This is a genomic window from Streptococcus tangpeifui (assembly GCF_044503215.1).
Lineage (GTDB): Bacteria > Bacillota > Bacilli > Lactobacillales > Streptococcaceae > Streptococcus > Streptococcus tangpeifui.
The window spans coordinates 2,125,518-2,147,523 of record NZ_CP172427.1 but is presented as its reverse complement, the minus strand read 5'-3'; the positions used below and the strand labels follow the sequence as shown (position 1 = coordinate 2,147,523).

Here is a 22,006-nt window from a genome sequence, read left to right as displayed (position 1 = left end):
TTGAATTTTCAGTAAAATACAATTCATGAGTTTTCGAGCGGCTCTCACCACAAAGCGCTTGATTATAAAAATTAGAAGGAGAAAAGACCGTGGAGAACAAAATGCTAACGCTTCCCAGCATGCTTGTCTTACTTGCCTGTGGGATGATGTTCGTTCTGCCAGCTCGTTCTGCTCATGCAGAAGACGTTGTCAACCACCCCCGAGTTGCAGACGAAGCGTCCACAGCTAGCCATCCAGCGTCGTCGCAGACGATTCTTGAACGCAGTCAATGGCAAGAAGAGACTCAGCCAGCAGAAGAAGACACTAGCAATGTGAGTTTTAAAGGTAATTCCCAGCAGGAAGTTGCCAGTTCGGACTCCAGTACAAAATTGCAAGATCCAGCAAAACAAACCCCTCCAGAAATTACTTCTGAGGATTCAGCTTCAGGGTCAGTTCCAGCCAGTTCAGCAATTGAACAAACGGGCTCAAACCAAGAAGCTGCCCAAAACCAATCAACTAGCAATCAAGGACCAGGTGTTATTCGGGCCACTAGTGCTCAGGTAACAGCGACCCGGTCAGTTATTGCTTCACAAGCGGGTGATGCTATTCTGGATTTATCAGCCGATAAGGCCAGTTATCGACCAGGTGAAGATGTCAGCCTGTCTGTTGATTTTAAAAATACAACAGATCAAGAGCAGGACATAACCGTTTATGCTGATGTTTATTATGTTGACAATAAGTTGGGAACTTATAAGTTCACGAGACACCTGAAAGCCGGTGAAGGTTACAAGATGCAAGCAGGTGACTTGAAGATTCCTGCATCGCAATTTGAAAACAACCGCGGTTACCTAGTTAAAATTAAAGTAGCTGATGTTAACAATAACACACTAGGTGAAAGCAATCGTGCCATTGCTGTTGAAAGCGATTGGACCAAGTTTCCTCGTTATGGTATCGTAGGTGGTTCACAAGATACCAACAATAGCCTTCTATCTAAGGATACTGATCGCTACCGTGCCGCACTTGAAAAGTTGAAGAATATGAACATTAATTCATATTTCTTCTACGATGTTTACAAGACGGCCACTAACCCATTCCCAAGTGACGAAGAACGTTTCAAACAAGATTGGAATACTTGGAGTGGTTCTGAAATTGAGACCCAAGCTGTCAAAGATATTGTTAACCAAGTTCATGAAGGCGGTGCAGTAGCCATGCTTTATAATATGATCTTGGCTGAAAACACTAATACGGGTGAAGCTCCTGCCCTACCAGAAACGGAATATGCTTATAACAGTGATGACCGTGGTTATGGTGCCAAGGGACAGCCGATGTCTTATACCGTAAAAATTCCAAAAGACGGCAAAGAAGAAGATGTTCAAATTCAACGTTACTACAATCCAACCAGTAAACAATGGCAAAACTACATTGCCGATAAAATGGGCCAAGCTATGAAAAATGGCGGCTTTGATGGTTGGCAAGGTGACACTATTGGAGATAATGAAGTTTACAGCTATGCCGATAAGGATAGCAATGACCCAAGCAAGAAACATTGGTTAACAGAAGGGTATGCAGAATTCCTTCGTGCCATTAAAGAAAAATTACCAAATTACTACTTAACCGTAAACGATGTTAACGGTGAACAAATCTACCGCCTTAAAGACGGTAATCAAGATGTTATCTACAACGAAATCTGGCCATTTGGTGGTTCAGCTCTCAAGGATGGTCGCAATCAAACCGAATACGGTGATTTGAAGGCGCGTGTCGATGAGGTTCGTAAGGTAACAGGTAAGTCTCTTATTGTCGGTGCCTATATGGAAGGCAGCGAAAAAGGAGGTTCTAAACGCGATGCAGAGGCTGGTAAGGCCTTGCAAACAGATGCTGTTCTTTTGACCAGCGCTTCGATCGCAGCTGCCGGTGGCTATCACATGTCTCTTGCAGCTCTTGCTAATCAGCAGAACGAAATAGACGGAGGCCAAGGTATTGGTGTCCTTCAAACTGCTTATTACCCAACTCAAAGCTTGAAGACTTCAAGCGAATTAACTCGTAAAAATAATGATTATCAACAATTCATCACAGCTTATGAAAATATTTTGCGTGATGGTGTTGAAAATGATGATGCCCAAGTAAATACTTATAATTCAGAAGGTAAACTTCTGTCAACTGATGCCAAAGGTATTAATGGCCACCAAGTATGGACTTATGGCAAAAAAGGCAATAACTTTAGAACTGTTCAACTTCTGAATCTGATGGGAATTAATTCCGATTGGAAAAATGAAGATGGTTCAGAAGCTAACAAGACACCAGATGAGCAAACAAACTTGACTGTTAAGTATGCTCTTGGTGATGTATCAATGGAAGATGCCCAACGTATGGCAAATCAAACCTACGTAACATCTCCAGATGACTGGTCTAAATCTAATATGCAAAAAGTTTCTGCCTCAGTAGAAACTGACGAAACCGGTAAGCCAGTTCTCGTTATCAATGTTCCTAAATTGACACTTTGGGATGTTGTCTATATCTCAGCTGAAGATGAAAAATCAGCCCCTGACTCTGAGCAAGAACAATCAGCGGCTCCTGCTGATAAAGCGACTGATGACAAAGCGGCTCAAGGCCAAGTAAATCAGCCAGCGACCCCAGTAGAACAGCCTCAAGTTCCAGCTCAAGCTAAACCTGAGGGAACGGATCCAGTAGCAAGTCCAACTGCTCCAGAAAATTCAGCTCAACCTGAAGCAACTGAGCAACCAGCTACTCAAGATAAGCCAGAAGAGGAAGCCAGTCAACCTCTTGCAGAAGCGGTTGAACCTCAGCCGGAAGCAGGAAACCAAGCAGAGAAAACAGTAACGCCAGCAGGCAACTTCTCTGTGGAACCAGCAGCAGCTGAAACCCCAGCTACTCCGGCAGAAGGATTAGGTGTTGATAAGCCTCAAGAACCATCAGTTCAAGCTCAAGATCCAAGTTTTACCGAAGCACCGACTCAATCAGAGCAACCGCAGGAAAGAGAGTCAAATTTGGCGGATCCAGCAGCTGATAAAGCTGCAGCACCAGAAGCTGCTAAACCGGATTCAGCTCAGTCAGCCGACCCCGCTACATCGGAGCCTGCTGCTACAGAGCCCGATCAGCCTGCTGTTAATCCAGCTCCAGCCTCTAATGAAGAGCCATCAGCTCCAGCCACGCCTGCACAGCCAGCTAGTCCTGAGAGTGAAATGTCAAGTCCAAATTCTGGACAAGACAATAATAATCAGACGGCTGATTTAGTGCCGGAGCCAAGTGCTCCAGCCGTTCCTAATAATCAGGGAAGCCAATTAGATGGGAATCAACCCCTACAGGTTCAAGGACAAGGCAATCCGGCTGACCCAGCTGACAATCCAGAAGGTTCTGCAACTCTTCCAGCGGACCCAGCGGATCAGCCTAATGGTGGTTCAGGTCAGGCAAGTCAGTCTGGAGATCCAGCAGCTGATCAAAATTCAGCAGAATTGCCAAAAAATCCTTTAGTACCAGGTGAAGTCGGTCAGCCAACAACGCCGCAACTTCCAAATTTAGAGACATCAACTCCAACAAGTATGGACAGTGAGAGCTCTTCTGCTGGTCAGTCCTCTGCTAAGTCTTCGGAACAGTTACCCAAGACAGGAGATAAAACCAGCGGTCTTATTTTTGGTATGAGTCTGGTCTTCCTCACTTTGACAGGATTACTGGCAAAACGTGAAAAAAACTAAAGCGATTAGAGGACTAGTTTTTTGAGTGGTAGCTCTTACTTCTCCTCTTTTTTGCGGGAATTGGCTAGAGATACTTTAGTCAAAACAAGATAGATAAGAAATTAATTTTTAAACAGTGTTTCGGTTAAAAATCGGGCACAAAAGAAAGGAGGTCTTATGCCATTGAGGAAAAAAAGTCTAGTAGTCTTGATGGGAGCTTTTGCTCTTGGAATATCTTGGCAAACGATGATGACCGTTTCTGCTGACGAACTGACCGCTAATTCGGCAAATGTGGCGGCTGTAACTGACAGTCAAAGCCAGACCCAAGTACAGGCAGCAACAGCCGGTACGACAGTCTCCACTGATGAGGCAGTAACTCCTGCAGCGCCACCAGCTCAGGCAGAAAGTCAAACCAGTCCAGCGACTGCAGACTCTAGCACTTATGACAGTTCTAATTACGGTGCCAATCTTCCTTATACAGGCTATGAGGCTGAACAAGGAACTTTAGCCAATGGTGCTAAAGAGGAAGCGTCAACAGATGTCGATTCAACTGCAGGAGAAGCTTCTGATCAGAAATATGTCGAACTACCGAATCAAGGGTCTTCCGTCTCTGTTCAGGTCGAAGCCCCAGCCAATGCTATTAATGTTCGCTATACCATTCCTGACGGAACATCTGGTCAATTAGATGTTCAAGTTAATGGGAACAGTGTAGCCAACCTTGATTTATCTTCATCATCAGCTTGGCAATACCTTGATACAGATGTTGAAAATGACAGTCCAACAGCTAATTCACGGGCTCGTTTCCGTTTTGACGAGGTCCATTCCCTTTTGAAAGATATTCAACTGAAAAAGGGAGATACCCTGACCTTGGTCAAAAATTCGGCGGATAACGTTGCCTATGGTATTGACTTCATTGAACTAGAACAGGCTGGCGATCCAATCGCCCAAGCCGATAATGCCATTAGCATTACTTCTAAGGGAGCAGTAGCCAACGATGGTCAGGACGATAGCCAAGCCCTCTTTGCTGCTATTAATGAGGCCAAATCAACGGGACGTCATGTTTATATTCCGGCCGGCCAGTTTGACTTTAATCAAAAAATTGGTGTAGATGCTTCAAACTTGAAAATTTCAGGTGCGGGCATCTGGCACACCCACCTACATTTCACTAGCGACCAAGCTGGTGGAGGTGGTTTTGAATTTAACCACAATGATAATGGTATCGAGTTGAGCGATTTCTTTATGGATTCGAATCTGACCTCGCGTTATCATGAAGCTGCTAACTACAAAGCGATTTCTGGAACTCTAGGCTCTAACTCATCGATCCATGACATTTGGGAACAACACTTCGAATGTGGCATGTGGATTGGTGACTATGATGCCGCTAATATGCATTATACCGACGGTCTTGTTGTGAAAAATGCACGAATTCGCAATAATCTAGCAGATGGTATTAATTTTGCACAAGGAACAAAGAATTCAACTGTAGAAAACTCTAATATCCGCGGTAACGGTGATGATGGCTTGGCTACTTGGTCAAGTATTGATGGTGCGACTAATGCGACCATTGCCGAAAATAATAAATTCCTCCACAACACTATCGAGCTTGGCTGGCGTGCCGGAGGAATTGGTATCTTTGGTGGCAAGGGCCACGAAGTTGCTAACAATCTGATTAAGAACAACATTGCCGGTGCCGGTATTCGTTTGAGCACCGTCTTTGCAGGTCATAACTTCGATACCAATGATACCGGAATTAACATTCATGATAACCTCCTTTGGAAGACTGGCACAACCAGTGACCTTTATCGTCAACCACGTAGTGCTATTGATCTCCAAACCCAGAGAGGAGATATCAAAAATGTTGTCATCACTGATAATAAAATTTTAAATTCTGTAACGAAGGCCTACAGTGCTACTGACGGTCAAGGAACAGAAAATGTTCGCTTTGTAAATAATAGTGTTGATGATCAGGCGCACCTTGAAAGCCCTAAGCCAGTAGAGCCAAGTGTGACACCAGCACCGACAGAAAACGATCAACCATCTCAACCTTCTGCTCAAGCTCCAGCCGATCAACCAGCGCCAATGGCAGAAGCACAACCTCAAGCAGAAGAAGTACCTAAACCAGAGGAGCAACTGGAAGCTGATACACTAAATCAGCCAACTGACCAACCAAACGATGAGCCTGTTCAGCCTGATGCCAATCAACCATCTGATCAACCCAAAGATCCAGAGGTATCAGAACAGGATCCGGCCCAGCCTGCTACGCCAGCGCCATCAGAGCCTTTGGCCAATCAGGAAGCCCCAGCCCCAGCAGCTGATGAACCTGTGGTTCCTGATAATAGCCAGCCAGAAGCTGATGTAAAACCAGATGCAGATAAGGAACCAGCTAATCCAGATCAGCCAGATGGTAATCAACCTCAAACAGAAGAAGTACCTAAACCCGAGGACCAACCGGAAGCTGATACACCAAATCAACCAATGGGCCAACCAAACGATAAGCCTGTACAGCCAGATGAAAATGACCCATCTGATCAACCCAAAGATCCAGAGGTATCAGAACAGGAACCGGATAAGCCTGCTACGCCAGCGCCATCAGAGCCTTTGGCCAATCAGGAAGGCCCAGCAGCTGATGAACCTGCGGTTCCTGATAATAGCCAGCCAGAAGCTGACGTAAAACCAGATGCAGATAAGGATCCAGCTAATCCAGGTCAGCCAGAAGGTAATCAACCTCAGCCCCAACCGAATCCAGAAGGAGATCAGTCTGATCAACCTCAATTAGAGCCTAATAACCCTGATTCTCAGGATCAATCAAATGGCGATCAGCCTAATCCAGAAGGTAATAATCAATCTGATGAGGCAGATGCAGGTCAGAATGGTTCCGATACTCCAACAGATCAAAATGAAAACGGCGGGGAACAACCGTTACCAGCGCCAGCACCGGAGAATCCTGAAACTGGTCTAACAGAGTTGGTTCCATCAGAACCTGTCCCAGTACCAGATGCTCCAGACTCAGTTAGTCCAGCTCCTCAAGCTGATGCTGATCAACCCCCGCTTGTTAAACAAGCAGATGAGGTAGCGAAAGCGGCTAAAGAAGCCGATGCTGACAATCAAAAAATGCCAGTCATGCCCAAAAATTCGATGACACCGGGAGAAGTTGGACAACCAATCTCTCCGCAAATTCCAGGAGCTAAGAATACAGTTCCTACCAGTTCGAAAAAGAAGAGTAGTTCGGATAATAAAACCCATTCTGTCAAATCAGAAAAAGTTCAAAAACCTAAGTCAGGCCATAAAACAATCGGTATTGTCTTGGTTCTTGGTATCGCTTTTGTTGGTGCAACAGGTCTGCTAGCAAAACGTGGTAAACATCATTAAACGATAAAAAGTTTATTAATGAAATCATTGACTGACATTCCTGCCTAAATAGAAATAGCCTACCAGCTTTACTGGTAGGCTATTTGTCGTCTTAAAATTCCAATCTTTTTGATAAATAATGAACGCAATTTTAAGCAGTATAAGCTATGAAGGCCGTCAGCAGTCAGCTCTTATTTATTTTGGGCTTAGCATCAACGAGCCCCTTAGGAGCAGTCTCCATCAGGGTTAGAAAAGTCTTGGCAAAAACCTCCGGTGGTTCTGGAAAATCCTCAGCTACCCACTCGCCGACCAGTGCAAAAATGTAGTTAATCACGATTTTAATCATACTGGGTGTCATTAAGGGACTGTTATTGATAATGTGAATATTATCTGCTTCTAAAAGGAGTTGCAGATAACTCTCTTCAAGAAAATTAAAGACATTCCTGTCAATAGAAGTGTGATAGAGGATCCGTGCCTGTATTCGCTTTTGATAGACTTTAGGAATAACATCTCTAGCGACAGCCTCGTAGATAGAATGAATGCTAGGATCAGCAATGCTGCGTTTAAAAGTTTTAAAGACCTCCTCCGTCATGGACGTATGGATATAATCGAAGATCTCATCTACGCTGCTGAAATGTTTTTGGTAAATAGCCTGTCGCGACATGCCAGCTTCTTTGGCAATTTCTGTCATGGTAAGTTTGCTTTTATCTGGATTTTTCGAAGCAATGCGAAATACAGCATTGATGATACTTTCTCTACTACCTTGAACCATAGTCCCTCCTTGTATGAAGCCAATCTTATAAAAAAATTGACAGGCTGTCAAATGTTCTTCCAAACTGGGAAACTCATTGAAGTCAAAATCCTATATTATAAGGATTTTGGACTGCTTCTAGCTTGACATGGTGTCAATTTTTAAGGCTTTTAAAGCGGCTAAAGTTCTCTTATAATATCTAAGGTCGATAAATAAATTAAACAGGGCTGAGACGCTGGGCAAAAAGTGGGCAACTATTTCAGCTTTAGCGGATTATAAGAGTGGGTTATAAAGTCTTCCTAACTGACAAACACCGTCAGTCACTTTCTTATTTTTCTGTTGGAAATTTTCGTCAAGCGAATCGGCCCTTTGTATCTTAATAAAGGAGATATTACCAATGGCTTATATTGAAATGAAACATTCTTTTAAACGTTATCAGATGGGAGACACGGTGATTGTTGCTAACAACGACATTACCTTTGAGATTGAAAAAGGGGAATTAGTGATTATTCTCGGGGCTTCTGGTGCAGGCAAGTCGACGGTTCTCAATATCCTAGGCGGTATGGACAGCAATGACGAAGGACAGGTTATCATTGATGGAACAGATATAGCTAATTTCAACTCCAAACAGCTGACAGATTACCGGCGGACAGATGTTGGTTTTGTCTTTCAATTTTATAACCTGGTCCCAAATTTGACGGCCAAGGAAAATGTCGAGCTGGCTTCAGAGATTGTTACTGACGCCCGCGATGCTGCTGCAACTTTAAGAGAAGTTGGTTTAGAACAGCGCCTTGATAATTTTCCAGCCCAGCTTTCGGGTGGAGAACAGCAGCGGGTTTCCATCGCTCGAGCTGTGGCTAAAAATCCCAAGATCTTGCTCTGTGATGAGCCAACGGGAGCGTTGGATTACCAGACAGGGAAACAGGTCTTGCAGATTCTGCAGGATATGTCTCGCAAGCAAGGAGCAACCGTTATCATCGTGACCCACAATTCAGCTCTAGCCCCGATCGCCGATCGGGTTATCCACATGCACGATGCCAAGGTTAGCAGTATTGAAATCAACGACTATCCTCAAGATATCGCTAGTCTGGAATACTAGGAGGCCGAATCATGAAGAAAATATTTTGGAAGGACATTTGGAAGTCGTTCACAGGCTCTAGCGGTCGTTTTATTTCCATTATGACTCTGATGTTCCTAGGCGCTTTTGCCTTGGTTGGTCTCAAGGTGACTACCCCTGATATGGAGCGAACGGCTAGTGACTATTTGCAGAACCACCATACCATGGATCTCTCAGTTATTGCTAGCGCTGGCTTCAGTCAGACGGACCAACGAGAGCTAGATAAGATCAAAGGAGCCAAGGTCGAATATGGCTACATGTCAGATGTCAGCATCAAAGGAAAAGACGATGCAGTGCGGATCTTTTCCAAAACTGATACATTATCGTCTTACAAGTTAGTATCAGGAAAACTGCCTGACAAGCCTGATCAGATAGCTCTGTCATCGTCTCTAAAAAAGGATTATCGGCTAGGCGATAAGATTAACTTCACTCAAAAATCACAAGGCATCCTAAAACATACAACTTACAAGATTGTAGGTTTTGTTAATTCTTCTGAGATTTGGTCGACAAAAAATCTCGGAACCTCCACAGCAGGAGATGGCAATTTAGCTGCTTATGCTGTCACGACAGCAGATAGCTTTGAAAGTGCTGTTTACAATCTAGCCCGCTTACGCTATCAGGATTTACAAACCTTGAATCCTTATTCTGCTACCTACAAGAAGAAATTGGAGGAAAAACAGGAAGTTCTAGATGAAATCCTGAAGGATAACGGGAAACAGCGATTAGCCGCTATTAAAAAAGACAAACAAGCAGCTCTTGCTCAATCCCAATCTCAGATCAACCAAGCTAAGAATCGACTGGAAGCGCAAGAGCAGCAGTTGGTTTACCTAAGCGGTCAGCAATTGCAGGCTGCGGAGGCTGCTATAAGTCAAGGCAAGACCAAGCTGGCTAAAAGTCAGGCCAGTATCCAAAACGCTCAGGCCGCCCTCAGAGCAATGCCAACTCCTAGCTACAGCTCTTACAGCCGTACGACTCTACCCGGAAGTAACGGTTATCGGACCTATGGTGATATCAGTCGTAATATCGATCACATCGGTGACATCTTTCCCGTTGTTCTCTATCTGGTGGCTGCCTTAGTGACTTTTACGACCATGACTCGCTTTGTCAATGAAGAGCGCAACAACGCCGGTGTTCTAAAGGCTCTGGGCTACTCCGATGGCGATGTGCTTAAGAAATTCGTCATCTATGGGCTTGTTGCCGGCTTATTGGGAACCCTTATTGGTGTTCTGGGTGGGCATTATCTGTTACCTTATATCTTGACTCAGAATCCTGCAAAATTGACAACATTGGGCCGGCCGCATTTTTATTTTTACTGGTCTTATACTGTTTTATCCCTGCTCTTAGCCCTTATCAGTGCCGTTTTGCCAGCTCTTCTGGTCGCTAGACGAGAATTAGGAGAGAAACCTGCCCAGCTCTTGCGCCCTAAACCCCCAGTCAGTGGCTCTAAGATTCTACTAGAGCGAATCAGTTTTATCTGGCGGCGCTTGAGCTTCACCCAAAAGGTTACGATCAGAAATATCTTCCGCTACAAACAGCGCATGGTCATGACCATCTTTGGTGTTGTCGGCTCTGTAGCTCTACTCTTTGCAGGTTTGGGGTTGCAATCGTCCTTAGGAAAAATCGTAGAGCGCCAGTTTAATCAGCTGACCCCTTACGATATGCTGATTCTGCGCAATGAACAGGCCAGCAGAGCCGAGAGTCAGCAAGTCGATGACTACTTGCATTCTGATCAGGTAAGGGACTATCAATCCCTCCATGCGCAAACCATAGATGAAAAAATCAGCGGTCAAGATGAGAAGAAAAGCATTACCATCATGTCAACGGACCAAAAAGATTTTGGATCCTTTATCCGCCTGCGTGATCCCAAAACTGATCAATCGCTTGATCTGGATCATAAAGGTGCTTTAATCTCCAAAAAATTAGCAGCTTATTATGGTGTCAAAAAAGGAGAGACGTTCTCTGTAAAAGATGATCAGGGCCATTCTTACACTATTAAGGTAGCGGGGCTAGTAGATATGAATGTTGGCCACTACATCTTTATGTCGGATAGTTACTACCAAAACGTTTTTGGCAAAAAAGCAACTCATAATGGTGAACTGATTAAGCTGAAGGATAGCTCCCAGTCAGATATTTCTAAGCAATCTAGTCATTTGTTGAATTTAGCAGGTGTTACTTCTCTGACGCAAAACTCATCCATGATTACGATGGTGAAGACAGCCGTTAATGGTCTCAATGCCTCCATGACGATTCTTATTGTGGTATCTATTGCTCTAGCCATTGTTATCCTCTATAATCTGACCAATATTAATGTTGCCGAACGAATTCGGGAGCTCTCAACCATCAAGGTTCTGGGATTTCATAGCCGAGAGGTCATGATGTATATCTATCGCGAAACCATCTTGCTATCGGTGATTGGCATGATTCTAGGTCTGGTCGGTGGTTATTATCTCCATGGTGTGATTATTGCCATGATGAGCCAAGATACAGTTTATCCTACTCAGGTAGATCCTTATGTCTATCTAGTGCCTCTGGCAGTGATTACCTTTATCTTAATCGTTCTGGGCTGGGTCGTCTATCATCGTTTGAAAAACGTCGATATGCTGGAAGCCCTCAAATCAGTAGATTAGAATTTTGAAAAGAAAAGTTTCTCGTTTATCAAGCTATCTTTCGCGTTATCCAACTAATCAAGCTAATTAAATGTATAAAAAATGCTGGGCAAAACTCGCCCAGCATTCTTATTTTAAAATAGACTCTTGGCGCAACGGTTGGAAGCAAGATTTGTTGGCTACGCCAAGAAGTATTACCCCTGCACAGAGAGTGGGAGTGAAACGGTCTGGGGAGAGACCGTTTCAGGTCACCACCTTAAAACTAGGACGTGGTGAAAACCAAAATTTTCATTTTTTAAGTTGATTCCGCTCCCTTTAATCGGCGTCCTTATTTCTTTGAAAGATATCTTCAACCTGTAAGTTGAAAACTTCTGCGATTTTGAAGGCTAATTCCAGTGAGGGATTGTAACGATTATTTTCCAAATGCAGGATGGTTTCCCTGCGAACGCCTACGGCATCTGCTAGGTCCTGTTGGGTCATTTGCGCTTTTTCGCGTATTTCTTTTAAATTAGTAATAATTTTAGCCATACCTAATCACCCTTTTCAAAAATCCAGAAGCAGACATCAAAAAGGTTGAGCAAAGCGCCAAGATAGATAAGCAGAGCTCCTGGTGTCAGAGAGAAAGGAAACCAGCTGGTGATGATTGTCAGACCAAGGAGCGAGCCGATCATTAAGACCAGACATAAAGTCGCTGCCTTGGCTAAATCTTGGTAAAAGCGCTCATCGGGTCGCTCTATGGTTTTTTTTAAGCAGAAATAGCCACCAAGAAGCAAGAGCAAAAAGAACATTCCGCCAATAAAAAGCTGTTTAATCCAAGCAGGTTGGCTGTCAGGAGTTAAAATCCCAATGCCTAAAGTGTAGACAGCCATAGCAAAAAAGATTGTGGGCAAATAGATTTTTTCTGTCAGACCGAACCCCTGCTCTTTCCTGCTGATTGGGCTTACTTTAGACATAAGGCCAAATACTAGAATTTCAAAGAGGCTGACAAGCGTAAAAATAAGCCTCTTAATCCAAACTGGATGACTGGCCGGAGTCAAAAAATAGACGAGGATTAAGAGGGGGAGCCAGATCCAGTAAAGCCATTTCTTATTTTTAAGTATGGTTGGCCTCCCTGTCTTTTCTTAACTGATACCTCAATCCCCAGAGACCCAATAAATCTCCGATGATTGCGGCAAGGAGGACAAAATAAGCGAGCGGACGATTGAAACCGAGGCTAGCGAAAACCCCAAAGGCGATGCCAGCCGTCGTAGTGGCCATAGAAATAAGGACAGGCCATTTATAATTACCAGTTTTTTGCATAATAACCACCTGCTTTCTAAATAATTGATTTGATGGAGGATTTGTTAGAAATACCTCACCTCTTTACATTATAAATATATCACATTTTCCGGTTGGGGACAAGATAAAATGTGATTTATTTCTAACTTTTTGACAAAAAGAAAACTAATCCTATAAAGGAAGGCTTAGGGGGTGTTATTGTATGAGAACGGGGAGAGGGACAGAAATTAATAAATCGTTATAAAATAGTGATGATGCTTGCTTTTTGCTCTCCTGTATATAGTTAACAGTCCAGTGGACTGTTTAAAAAGGCCGAGAATGTGAGGACTCCCAGCCATTGAATCAAACTGTTTCGTCTAAAATAGTTAACACTATATGCGATCTTTAGAGATTACAAGATTCTATGAGTAAGAGTGGGGAGTTGCCTTAGTCATATCACCTCTAAGGCTCTTGTCTTTTCCGCCTAGCAAAATCTACGAAGTGAAACTTCTCAAGCAAATGTCGGCTTTCCGTAAATTGGAACTGCTGGCCGTCAGCCAAATAAACACGGGATCTGACAGATACAACATGGTGTTCGGCGCCCACATCAAGCCAAATTTTATCCTGATTGGTCATCTGCTCGATGGTAATTTCTTTTTTAGCCCCCTCAATAGAAAGGTGTAGTTGGTTCTCCAAGTAATCATAGATCGAGCGCTGGGCAATCTCCTTGGTCATCTGCTTAACGCAATCAATCAGTAGGTAGTCAATATCAACCACCGAAGCTGTGCCATTGACAAGGCGTTGCCGTATGATACGCCAAACCTGTTTGCTGGCGGGAAAACCTGTGAGCTCCTGTAATTTTTGATCGACAATCAGTCGATCTAAGGCTAGAACTTTAGTCTGAGAGTCCATTCCTAAAGTATTGACTAGCTCCTGGTAACTGGTTAAATGAGACACCGGAAAATTAAAGTGTTGATGGCGCAGCACCAGCGTCTGTCTTCCTTGAGATTTTTGGACCAGCCCCGCCTTTTCTAGCAATTTTAAAGCTTTCCGGATCGTATCGCGGCTGACTTGATAGGTCTTCGTTAGGGTATTTTCACTAGGCAATGCGGTCTCAGGGGGATAGAGCCCTTCTGCAATTTTACTCTCCAAATCTTGAAAAACTTCTTGATATTTTTTCATCAATAATTCTCCTATAAGATATAAAACCGTTAAACATTCCCAAGAAAAATAAGAAACCTGACGAAAAATTGGTAAGATTCTAGGACAGTGAATCTTTTCTCACAGAAGAACAGTATATCTAATTAACTCGGCTTGTTTTTAGTTTACCATACAAGTTAGGAAAAAAGGTTAAAAAATCAAAGAAATTTTCCAGACAAGTTGCATGAGCATAGCCTGATAGGATAAAATGAAAGCGCAAACAGAAAAAAGGGGCAAGCATAACAATCACTACTACTCAATCGCTGATGTTGTTATCTTGGCTGTCAGCTTGGCAAGCGAGCAATAGTTGGTTAGAAGTTGAAATGATATTAATCATGGTAGTCTATTGACTGCATGCTGAGAGGTCATAAGGATTCGTCTTGCAATAGCTTTATTGACGATTTCGATAGCTTATAACCCTACTGTTACAATCCTCAATTTGTATGTAAACAATCTTTATCATAAAAGGAGTCAACATGGGAAAATTTGAACAAGATGCCCGCGAAATGCTGGAAGCAATCGGGGGCAAAGAAAATGTTGCCGCAGTTACCCACTGCGCAACTCGTATGCGTTTCGTCTTAAATGATGAAAGTAAGGCGGATATTGAACGCTTAGAATCCATTCCAGCTGTCAAAGGAACCTTTACCAACGCTGGACAATTTCAAGCCATCATCGGTAATGATGTACCGATTTTCTACAATGATTTTACGGCTGTTTCAGGAATTGAAGGTGTTTCTAAGGAAGCGGCTAAAACAGCAGCTCAGAAAAATCAAAATTGGCTGCAGCGATCATTATCCATGCTGGCAGAAATCTTTACGCCGATTTTACCTGCCATCATCGTTGGTGGTCTGATTCTCGGCTTCCGCAATATCTTGGAGGGGGTTCAGTGGTCAGCTCTTGATGGCAAGACCATTGTAGAGGTTTCTACCTTCTGGCATGGGATTAATGATTTCCTCTGGCTGCCGGGTGAAGCTATCTTCCAATACCTGCCAGTAGGAATTACTTGGTCGGTCAGCCGCAAGATGGGGACCAGCCAAATATTGGGAATTGTCTTGGGGATCTGTTTGATTTCGCCTAACCAATTGCTTAATGCCTATGATTTTGCTTCAACTTCAGCGGCTGAGATTGCTTCTAAATGGACTTGGGATTTCGGTTTCTTTACCGTTGAAAAAGTCGGGTATCAAGCTCAGGTTTTACCTGCCCTCTTAGCTGGTTTATCCCTAGCTTATCTGGAACGCTTCTGGCGCAAACATATTCCAGAAGTTGTCTCTATGATTTTTGTACCATTCTTATCCTTAATGCCAGCCTTGATTTTGGCTCATACAGTTTTGGGGCCAATCGGTTGGACTATCGGTAAGGGAATTTCTTTCGTCGTTCTGGCTGGTTTAACGGGTCCTGTTAAATGGCTCTTTGGTGCTCTCTTCGGTGCCCTCTATGCACCGCTTGTTATCACAGGTCTTCATCACATGACCAATGCCATTGATACCCAATTGGTGGCAGATAGCGGAGGTACAGGTCTCTGGCCGATGATTGCCCTCTCTAATATTGCCCAAGGTTCAGCTGTTCTTTCTTATTATTGGATGAATCGCCATAATGAACGTGAAGCACAAATCTCTCTACCTGCTGCTATCTCAGCTTATCTGGGGGTCACTGAACCAGCTCTCTTTGGGGTCAATTTGAAATACATCTATCCATTTATCGCCGGAATGATTGGCTCTTCTATCGTTGGTCTTCTCTGTACGACTTTCAATGTTACGGCTAATGCCATCGGTATCGGTGGTTTGCCAGGAATTTTGTCTATTCAGGCTAAATATATGATCATCTTTGCCTTCCTGATGATTGTCGCTATCGTTATCCCGTTTGCTGTAACCATATTTTTCCGCAAGGCAGGTTTCTTTACCAAGACAGAAGATGCAACTGTTAAGGCTCCTCAAGTTGATGCCGTTGCAGAAGCTAAGAAAACAACAGAAGTTGAAAGCGGTACCTTGATTACAGTTCACAGTCCGCTTCAAGGGACAGTAGATGTGCTAAGTCAGGCACCTGACCCAGTCTTCGCCCAAGGGGTAATGGGACAAGGAGTCGTGATTGAACCAAGTGAGGGGGAACTAGTTGCTCCTGTGGATGCTACTATTTCTGTGCTATTTCCAACCAAACATGCGGTGGGTCTAGTGACTGATCAAGGTTTGGAAATGCTTATACATATTGGTATGGATACAGTTAACTTAGATGGAGAAGGTTTCACGGCTCATGTTAACCAAGGAGACCAAGTCAAAGCAGGCGATAAACTCATCAGCTTTGATATTGAAACCATCAAAGCCGCTGGCTACCCTGTTTCAACACCGGTTATTGTGACTAATCAAAATGACTTCCAAACAGATGCTCTAGGCAGCTTACCACATGATGTCAAACGTGGTGATGATATCCTAACAGCAAGTAAACTATAAGATACAAAGTCGTTAAGCACTCCAAAGGAATTTAGGAAATGGAGTGACGATTCATTAAGAATCAAGCAACATTTATCTAATTCCACTGGAGTGTAGGCGTGTTCAATTAATAAGATACAAAGCCATTAAGCACTCCAAAGGAATTTAGGGAGCTTAACGAAAAATCTCTAAAGATTCTAGAAGAGCGAGTCTAATTTCACAGAGTCGTAGGTGTATTCAGTTAATTAAGATACAGCAGAGGCTTGTTATCTAAGTGCTTTGCACTTGATAACAAACGCCAATCACTATGGTGAATTGGCGACCTCTCCTACTAATTTCGTTTGGTTAGTAAAATCGACTAACCAAACTTCGTGTCGCAAGGGCGTAAAAAGTGATGAAGATTTTAGAAAGGTGACGCCGTGTGCTGACACACAAGGAAGCTTATCTAAATCCTGAGCTTTTAGCCCGTGTTCAGTTAAAGCAGATACGCAGAAGCTTGCTATTTAAGGACTCAGTACTGATAACAGGCACCAGAGCGATCTGTCTACTTCTTCTGTTAATTTCGTTTGGTTAGTAAAATCACCTAAGCCAAATGTTGTGTCGCAAAGAGATAATTGGCTTTAGCGAAAATTCCTGACAGACAAGTAGAGATTTACTGTCTAAGTTCAAACGGCTATCTCAGTAGGTGCGTTTTATTAGAATTACATTGAAAATGTAATATAATAGACTAAAAAGTTATTGTAAACATAGAGGGGCTGAGACTTTTGTTTCAACCTCTCTAACTATGTAAAAAGGGGAATATATGACATTTGATAAAAGAAAAGTCGTCTATCAGATTTATCCAAAATCTTACAAAGACACTACAGGTAACGGTGTAGGAGATTTACGAGGAATTATTGAAAAATTACCTTACCTAGCCGATCTAGGTATTGATATGATTTGGCTTAATCCTTTCTATCCAAGTCCTCAGCGTGATAATGGTTATGATATTTCCGATTATACCGCTATTAATCCTGATTTTGGAACCATGGACGACTTTGAAGAAATGGTAGCCACTGCTAAGACTTACAATATAGACTTCATGTTGGACATGGTTTTTAACCACTGTTCTACTGAACATGAATGGTTCCAGAAGGCCTTGGCTGGCGATCCCTACTATCAAGACTTTTTTATCCTAAGAGACACCCCCACTGATTGGCAGTCTAAATTTGGCGGTTCAGCTTGGTCGCCTTTTGGTAATACTGGTCAATACTATCTCCATCTTTTTGATAAAACTCAGGCTGACCTTAACTGGCGTAATCCCAATGTACGTGAAGAGCTCTTCAAGGTTGTTAACTTCTGGCGAGGCAAAGGGGTCAAAGGTTTTCGATTCGATGTTATCAACTTAATCGGTAAAGATGAGATCCTGATTGACTGCCCAGTCGATGATGGCAAACCGGCCTATACAGATAAACCCATCGTTCATGACTATTTAAAAATGCTCAATCAAGCCAGCTTTGGTCAAGATGATGATAGCATGACTGTGGGTGAAATGAGCTCTACCACTATTGAAAATTGTCTGCTTTATTCAGCCGAAGACCGTCATGAATTGTCTATGACTTTCAATTTTCATCACCTCAAAGTTGATTATAAAGATGGTCAAAAATGGAGCCTTATACCCTTTGACTTTGAAACTCTCAAAGACCTCTTTCATACTTGGGGCGAAAAAATGAGTAAAGCCAATGGTTGGAGTGCTCTTTTCTGGAATAATCACGATCAGCCGCGTGCCCTCAACCGTTTTATTGATATTAAGAACTTCCGCAACGAAGGTGCCACCATGCTAGCAGCCAGCATTCACCTTTCTCGCGGCACCCCTTATATCTATATGGGAGAAGAAATTGGTATGCTTGATCCCGATTTTGACAGCATGGATGACTATGTGGATGTTGAGAGTATCAATGCCTATCAAATGATGCTGGAACAGGGCAAGACGGCAGAAGAAGCTTTGGATATTATCAAGGCCAAATCACGTGATAACTCCCGTACCCCTATGCAGTGGGATGATTCAGCCAATGCTGGTTTTACAACTGGAACCCCATGGCTTAAGATTGGCAAATCTTATCAAGATATTAATGTAGAGAAGGAGATTTCTGGTAAGATTTATCCATTTTACAAGGAATTGATCCGTCTACGTAAAGAAATGCCGCTGATTGCTGAAGGCAGTTACAGACCAGCCTATAGAGACAGTCGGCAGATTTACGCTTTTGAACGTGAGCTTAATGGAGAGCGTCTCCTTGTTCTCAATAACTTCTATGGCGAAGTGCTGACAGTAGATTTGGCTAGTGCATATCAAAACGGTCAGGTCCTTCTCAGCAATTATGAAAGTGATGGATTAGGAAAGACTATCACTCTTAAGCCTTATCAGACTCTGGCTATTTTAGCCAAAGGCTAAGGTAAATAGGAAAAAGAATAAAAGTAACCATGGCCACCCGTTTAACAGGTGGTCAATTTACGTCACTCCTATCAGAATGAGACAGAATTAAAGTCATAAGTGAGAGTAGGACAGACAGCTATCGTGACCATTTATCTCAGTTTTAACTGGATATAAAATCTAATTAATTGTACAGAAACTGTGATGACACCTATTCTTATAGGAAATTGATTCTTGTGTTTCTCCTAATTTTTCTGATAAAACCTTTTCGCAATACAAACCTTCCCATAGCTTATGCTTGACTTAGAGTTAACTCCAAGTGATACACTACTATCGTCGTTAGAGTCTTTTGAAGACTTGCAATCTTAATGTTGAGAAAGGAAATGTATATGTTTGATTACACACTTGCCAATGGTCAAAAAATTCCTGCTATTGGTTTTGGAACCTGGCAGACACCGGATGGTGATGTAGCTGAAAGTTCTGTGAAAGCTGCTATTGAGGCTGGTTACCGTCACATCGATACAGCTGCTATTTATGGCAATGAGGAGTCAGTTGGCCGTGGTATCAAAGCTGCTGGAGTGCCTCGTGAAGAGCTTTTCATTACAACTAAATTGTGGAATAGCAACCACTCATACGAAGCTGCCAAGGCTGCAATCGATGAGTCTATCGCTAAGCTAGACTGCGATTATTTGGATCTTTACCTGATCCACTGGCCAAATCCAAAAGCCTTCCGTGATAACTGGAAAGAAGCTAATGCTGGCGCATGGCGTGCCATGGAGGAAGCTGTAGAAGCTGGTAAAATCAAGTCTATTGGTGTTTCTAACTTCTTACAGCACCACTTGGATGCTCTGCTTGAAACAGCTAAAATCAAGCCTGTCATCAACCAAATCTACCTCAGCCCAAGTGTCCAACAAAAAGAGTTGGTGGCTTACAATAATGCCCATGACATTCTCAGTGAAGCATACAGCCCACTTGGAACTGGTAAAATCTTTAGCATTGACTCCCTCAAAGAACTAGCAGCTAAATATAATAAAACGGTTGCCCAAGTCGTTCTTCGCTGGAGCCTGCAAAAAGGATTCTTACCATTGCCAAAATCAGTCCATGAAGATCGTATCGTCGAAAATTTCCAAGTCTTCGACTTTGAATTAACAGCTGATGATATGGCAGTTATCGATGCCCTCGAAGGCCAAGCAGGAGAAGCACCAAAACCAGATGAAGTAAACTTCTAATGAGGCTAGAAAATCATATACGAAAAGTGTTCTGAATTAATCAGAGCACTTTTTTATTTTCCAAATATATCGTATAACGATATAAGGAGGAAATATGAGAACACAAGCATTAACAGAAGCAGTTTACTATATCTTGTAGTCCTACTTGAGCCAAAGCATGGCTATGGGATCATGCAGAAAGTTGTCCAAAGGTCGCATCAAGTTGGCAGCTGGCACGCTCTATGGGGTACTAACCAACCTGCAAAAGAAAGGATGGATCGTCCTCGTGTCCGAAGAAATCAAAGAACGCAAGAAAAAAGAGTATTTGATTACTGAACGAGGTAAAAAGACCTTAGAGGCAGAAATCAATCGTTTAGAAGAACTGGTCGATAATGGCCATAAGTATTTGAACAAATAGGAGATGAAAGATGAAGAGAAAAATAACGAAGTGGAAATTTTTTGGATCCGGTGATTTTCAAAAAGAAGAAGACTGGCTCAATAACATGAGTGCGCACGGTTGGGTTTTTGTAAAGCACAAGGGTGCATATAGGTATATCTTTGAGCCTTGTCAGCCTTCTCAGTATACTTATCGTCTGGATTACTTTGGCCGCAAGAGTAAGAAAGAAGTGGCAGACTACATTGGGCTTGTCCAAGAGACAGGAGCTGATTGTGTCGAGCAATTTAATAAGTGGGGTTATTTCCGACATACGGATCCTGATTTCAAGCTTTACTCAGATAGCGCTTCAAAACGAAGATTTTTAAATGAAATTTTGTCAGTATTAATGATGTTTATTCTGGGTCTAATATACTCTTTATGGAATCTACCACCACGATCACTTATTTGGATCCTGTGTGGTTTAACCTCATTTCTCATTTTGAGTCAAATCATCAGGATTCAGCGCCTCAAGCATGACCTCAAAAAATCTAGCCAACCAGATATCTTTGAAGATGGTGAGGTGTAGAGCACTTATTTTATGCAAGGCTTCCTACCTCTAGGGATAAGCTTTTCTTAAAGGTAAAAAGAATAGTTTCGAGACAGGAACTATTCTTTTTATTTGTTAGCTGGAGTAAACCTCCCAAATAGATAAATATTTTATATATTTATATTGACATCTCCAAACAATAGCAGTATATTTTATATATAAAAAAATTATATATGAATAGATAAATATAAACATGGAAGTGATGCGACTTACAAGTGTCAATAAACGTTTGCCTTAAATGCTAGGAGGTAACCTTATGCAATATCGAGTTAAAACTTACTTAGTTTGGACTTTTATATGGACTTGGGGATTTTGGGGATTGGCTATTGTGCTGAAGCGATTAGGGTATGATACTGGCTACATGCTTATGCCCCTGATGATTGTAGCCAGTTTTGGACCATTTTTAGGAGCCAAATCTGCTCTTAATCTGACATGGAGGGACCTTCCACGTTTTCTATTCTCAGGAACTATAACTTCTTGGAAACTTTTGTTACCTTTTATTGGATTATTGATCTTAAGCTCGTTTTTGTTATCAGGCGGTGACCCTGTCGGTCATGCCCCGTTATGGTTGTTGCCGATTGATTGGGCGATCAATATCATTATTATTGCCCTAATTGGAGGTGGCAACGAAGAGCCTGGTTGGCGTGGCTTCTTGCAGCCGGAATTGGAAAAAGTCATGCATGTTCCCTTAGCAACATTCTTGGTAGCTGTGATTTGGACGATTTGGCATCTGCCCTTGTGGTGGTTGGATAGAGGGCAAAATTCTTTCTTGGTATTTTTTGTCAGTGTGCTCTTTATGGCATTGTGGCTAGCCGCTTTACGCCGAGCGGGAGGGTCTGTCCTCATCTGTGTCCTATTTTATGCTGCCGTTAATCGTATTCCTATTACTTTCAATGGTGTTTATGGACTTTTGTCTGTAGGCGATACACACCAAATTTCAGTCCCTTATTTGGTTTTGGGTTTATTCCTCCTGACAGGCTATAGTCTATTTTTGATTGCAAAGAAGATGTAATAGGTACAAATGATCAAAAGTCC

Annotated in this window: 15 protein-coding genes; 10 read left to right on the top strand and 5 right to left on the bottom strand. The window is 42.7% G+C overall.

Going from position 1 to position 22,006, the window contains the following annotated elements; all coding sequences use genetic code 11:
- Window positions 1-101: 101 nt before the first annotated feature.
- Entirely contained in the window at window positions 102-3,689 is a 3,588-nt protein-coding gene (locus ACFSN5_RS09870; RefSeq protein WP_165212959.1) for a glycoside hydrolase family 66 protein, read from the top strand.
- A gap of 156 nt (window positions 3,690-3,845) precedes the next feature.
- Window positions 3,846-7,037, top strand: a complete 3,192-nt coding sequence (locus ACFSN5_RS09865) for a right-handed parallel beta-helix repeat-containing protein (RefSeq protein WP_165212893.1) — start codon at window positions 3,846-3,848, stop codon at window positions 7,035-7,037.
- Window positions 7,038-7,200: 163 nt separating this feature from the next.
- On the opposite strand, the gene ACFSN5_RS09860 is transcribed toward ACFSN5_RS09865, so the two are convergent.
- Window positions 7,201-7,788, bottom strand: coding sequence for a TetR/AcrR family transcriptional regulator (locus tag ACFSN5_RS09860; protein ID WP_165212891.1), 588 nt, complete (start codon window positions 7,786-7,788; stop codon window positions 7,201-7,203).
- Window positions 7,789-8,164: 376 nt separating this feature from the next.
- Between ACFSN5_RS09860 and ACFSN5_RS09855 the strand changes: the two genes are divergently transcribed.
- A complete protein-coding gene (locus ACFSN5_RS09855; RefSeq protein WP_165212889.1) occupies window positions 8,165-8,866 on the top strand; it encodes an ABC transporter ATP-binding protein in 702 nt (233 codons plus the stop codon).
- A gap of 8 nt (window positions 8,867-8,874) precedes the next feature.
- Window positions 8,875-11,511 carry an FtsX-like permease family protein gene (locus ACFSN5_RS09850; protein WP_165212957.1) on the top strand — a complete coding sequence of 879 codons (2,637 nt, stop codon included), beginning with the start codon at window positions 8,875-8,877 and terminating at the stop codon, window positions 11,509-11,511.
- Between the two features lie 294 nt (window positions 11,512-11,805).
- Here ACFSN5_RS09850 and ACFSN5_RS09845 read toward each other — a convergent pair whose 3' ends face one another.
- From ACFSN5_RS09845 to treR, 4 genes are all read right to left on the bottom strand, one after another.
- Window positions 11,806-12,018: a helix-turn-helix transcriptional regulator gene (locus ACFSN5_RS09845; protein WP_165212887.1), complete on the bottom strand. Its 213-nt coding sequence runs from the start codon at window positions 12,016-12,018 to the stop codon at window positions 11,806-11,808.
- A 2-nt stretch (window positions 12,019-12,020) separates the two neighbouring features.
- On the bottom strand, window positions 12,021-12,590 hold the full coding sequence (locus tag ACFSN5_RS09840; protein WP_165212955.1) for a hypothetical protein: 570 nt from the start codon (window positions 12,588-12,590) through the stop codon (window positions 12,021-12,023).
- Window positions 12,583-12,789 (bottom strand): hypothetical protein, encoded by a 207-nt coding sequence (locus ACFSN5_RS09835; protein WP_165212885.1) that lies wholly within the window; start codon window positions 12,787-12,789, stop codon window positions 12,583-12,585. Before ACFSN5_RS09835 ends, ACFSN5_RS09840 begins: the two co-directional genes overlap by 8 nt.
- 420 nt (window positions 12,790-13,209) lie before the next feature.
- Window positions 13,210-13,929: a trehalose operon repressor gene (treR, locus tag ACFSN5_RS09830; protein ID WP_165212883.1), complete on the bottom strand. Its 720-nt coding sequence runs from the start codon at window positions 13,927-13,929 to the stop codon at window positions 13,210-13,212.
- Between the two features lie 494 nt (window positions 13,930-14,423).
- Between treR and treP the strand changes: the two genes are divergently transcribed.
- The 6 genes from treP (at window position 14,424) to ACFSN5_RS09800 (ending at window position 21,983) form a co-directional block, all read left to right on the top strand.
- Window positions 14,424-16,391 (top strand): PTS system trehalose-specific EIIBC component, encoded by a 1,968-nt coding sequence (gene treP, locus ACFSN5_RS09825; protein WP_165329504.1) that lies wholly within the window; start codon window positions 14,424-14,426, stop codon window positions 16,389-16,391.
- 781 nt (window positions 16,392-17,172) lie between these two features.
- Entirely contained in the window at window positions 17,173-18,801 is a 1,629-nt protein-coding gene (gene treC, locus ACFSN5_RS09820; protein WP_165329503.1) for an alpha,alpha-phosphotrehalase, read from the top strand.
- Window positions 18,802-19,169: 368 nt separating this feature from the next.
- A complete protein-coding gene (locus tag ACFSN5_RS09815; protein ID WP_398600737.1) occupies window positions 19,170-20,009 on the top strand; it encodes an aldo/keto reductase in 840 nt (279 codons plus the stop codon).
- 163 nt (window positions 20,010-20,172) lie between these two features.
- Window positions 20,173-20,406, top strand: coding sequence for a helix-turn-helix transcriptional regulator (locus tag ACFSN5_RS09810; protein ID WP_241154225.1), 234 nt, complete (start codon window positions 20,173-20,175; stop codon window positions 20,404-20,406).
- 10 nt (window positions 20,407-20,416) lie between these two features.
- A complete protein-coding gene (locus tag ACFSN5_RS09805) occupies window positions 20,417-20,950 on the top strand; it encodes a DUF2812 domain-containing protein (RefSeq protein WP_165212869.1) in 534 nt (177 codons plus the stop codon).
- Between the two features lie 277 nt (window positions 20,951-21,227).
- The gene (locus ACFSN5_RS09800; RefSeq protein WP_165212867.1) at window positions 21,228-21,983 is read left to right on the top strand and encodes a CPBP family intramembrane glutamic endopeptidase; all 756 of its coding nucleotides are present in this window, start codon (window positions 21,228-21,230) and stop codon (window positions 21,981-21,983) included.
- Window positions 21,984-22,006: the final 23 nt, after the last annotated feature.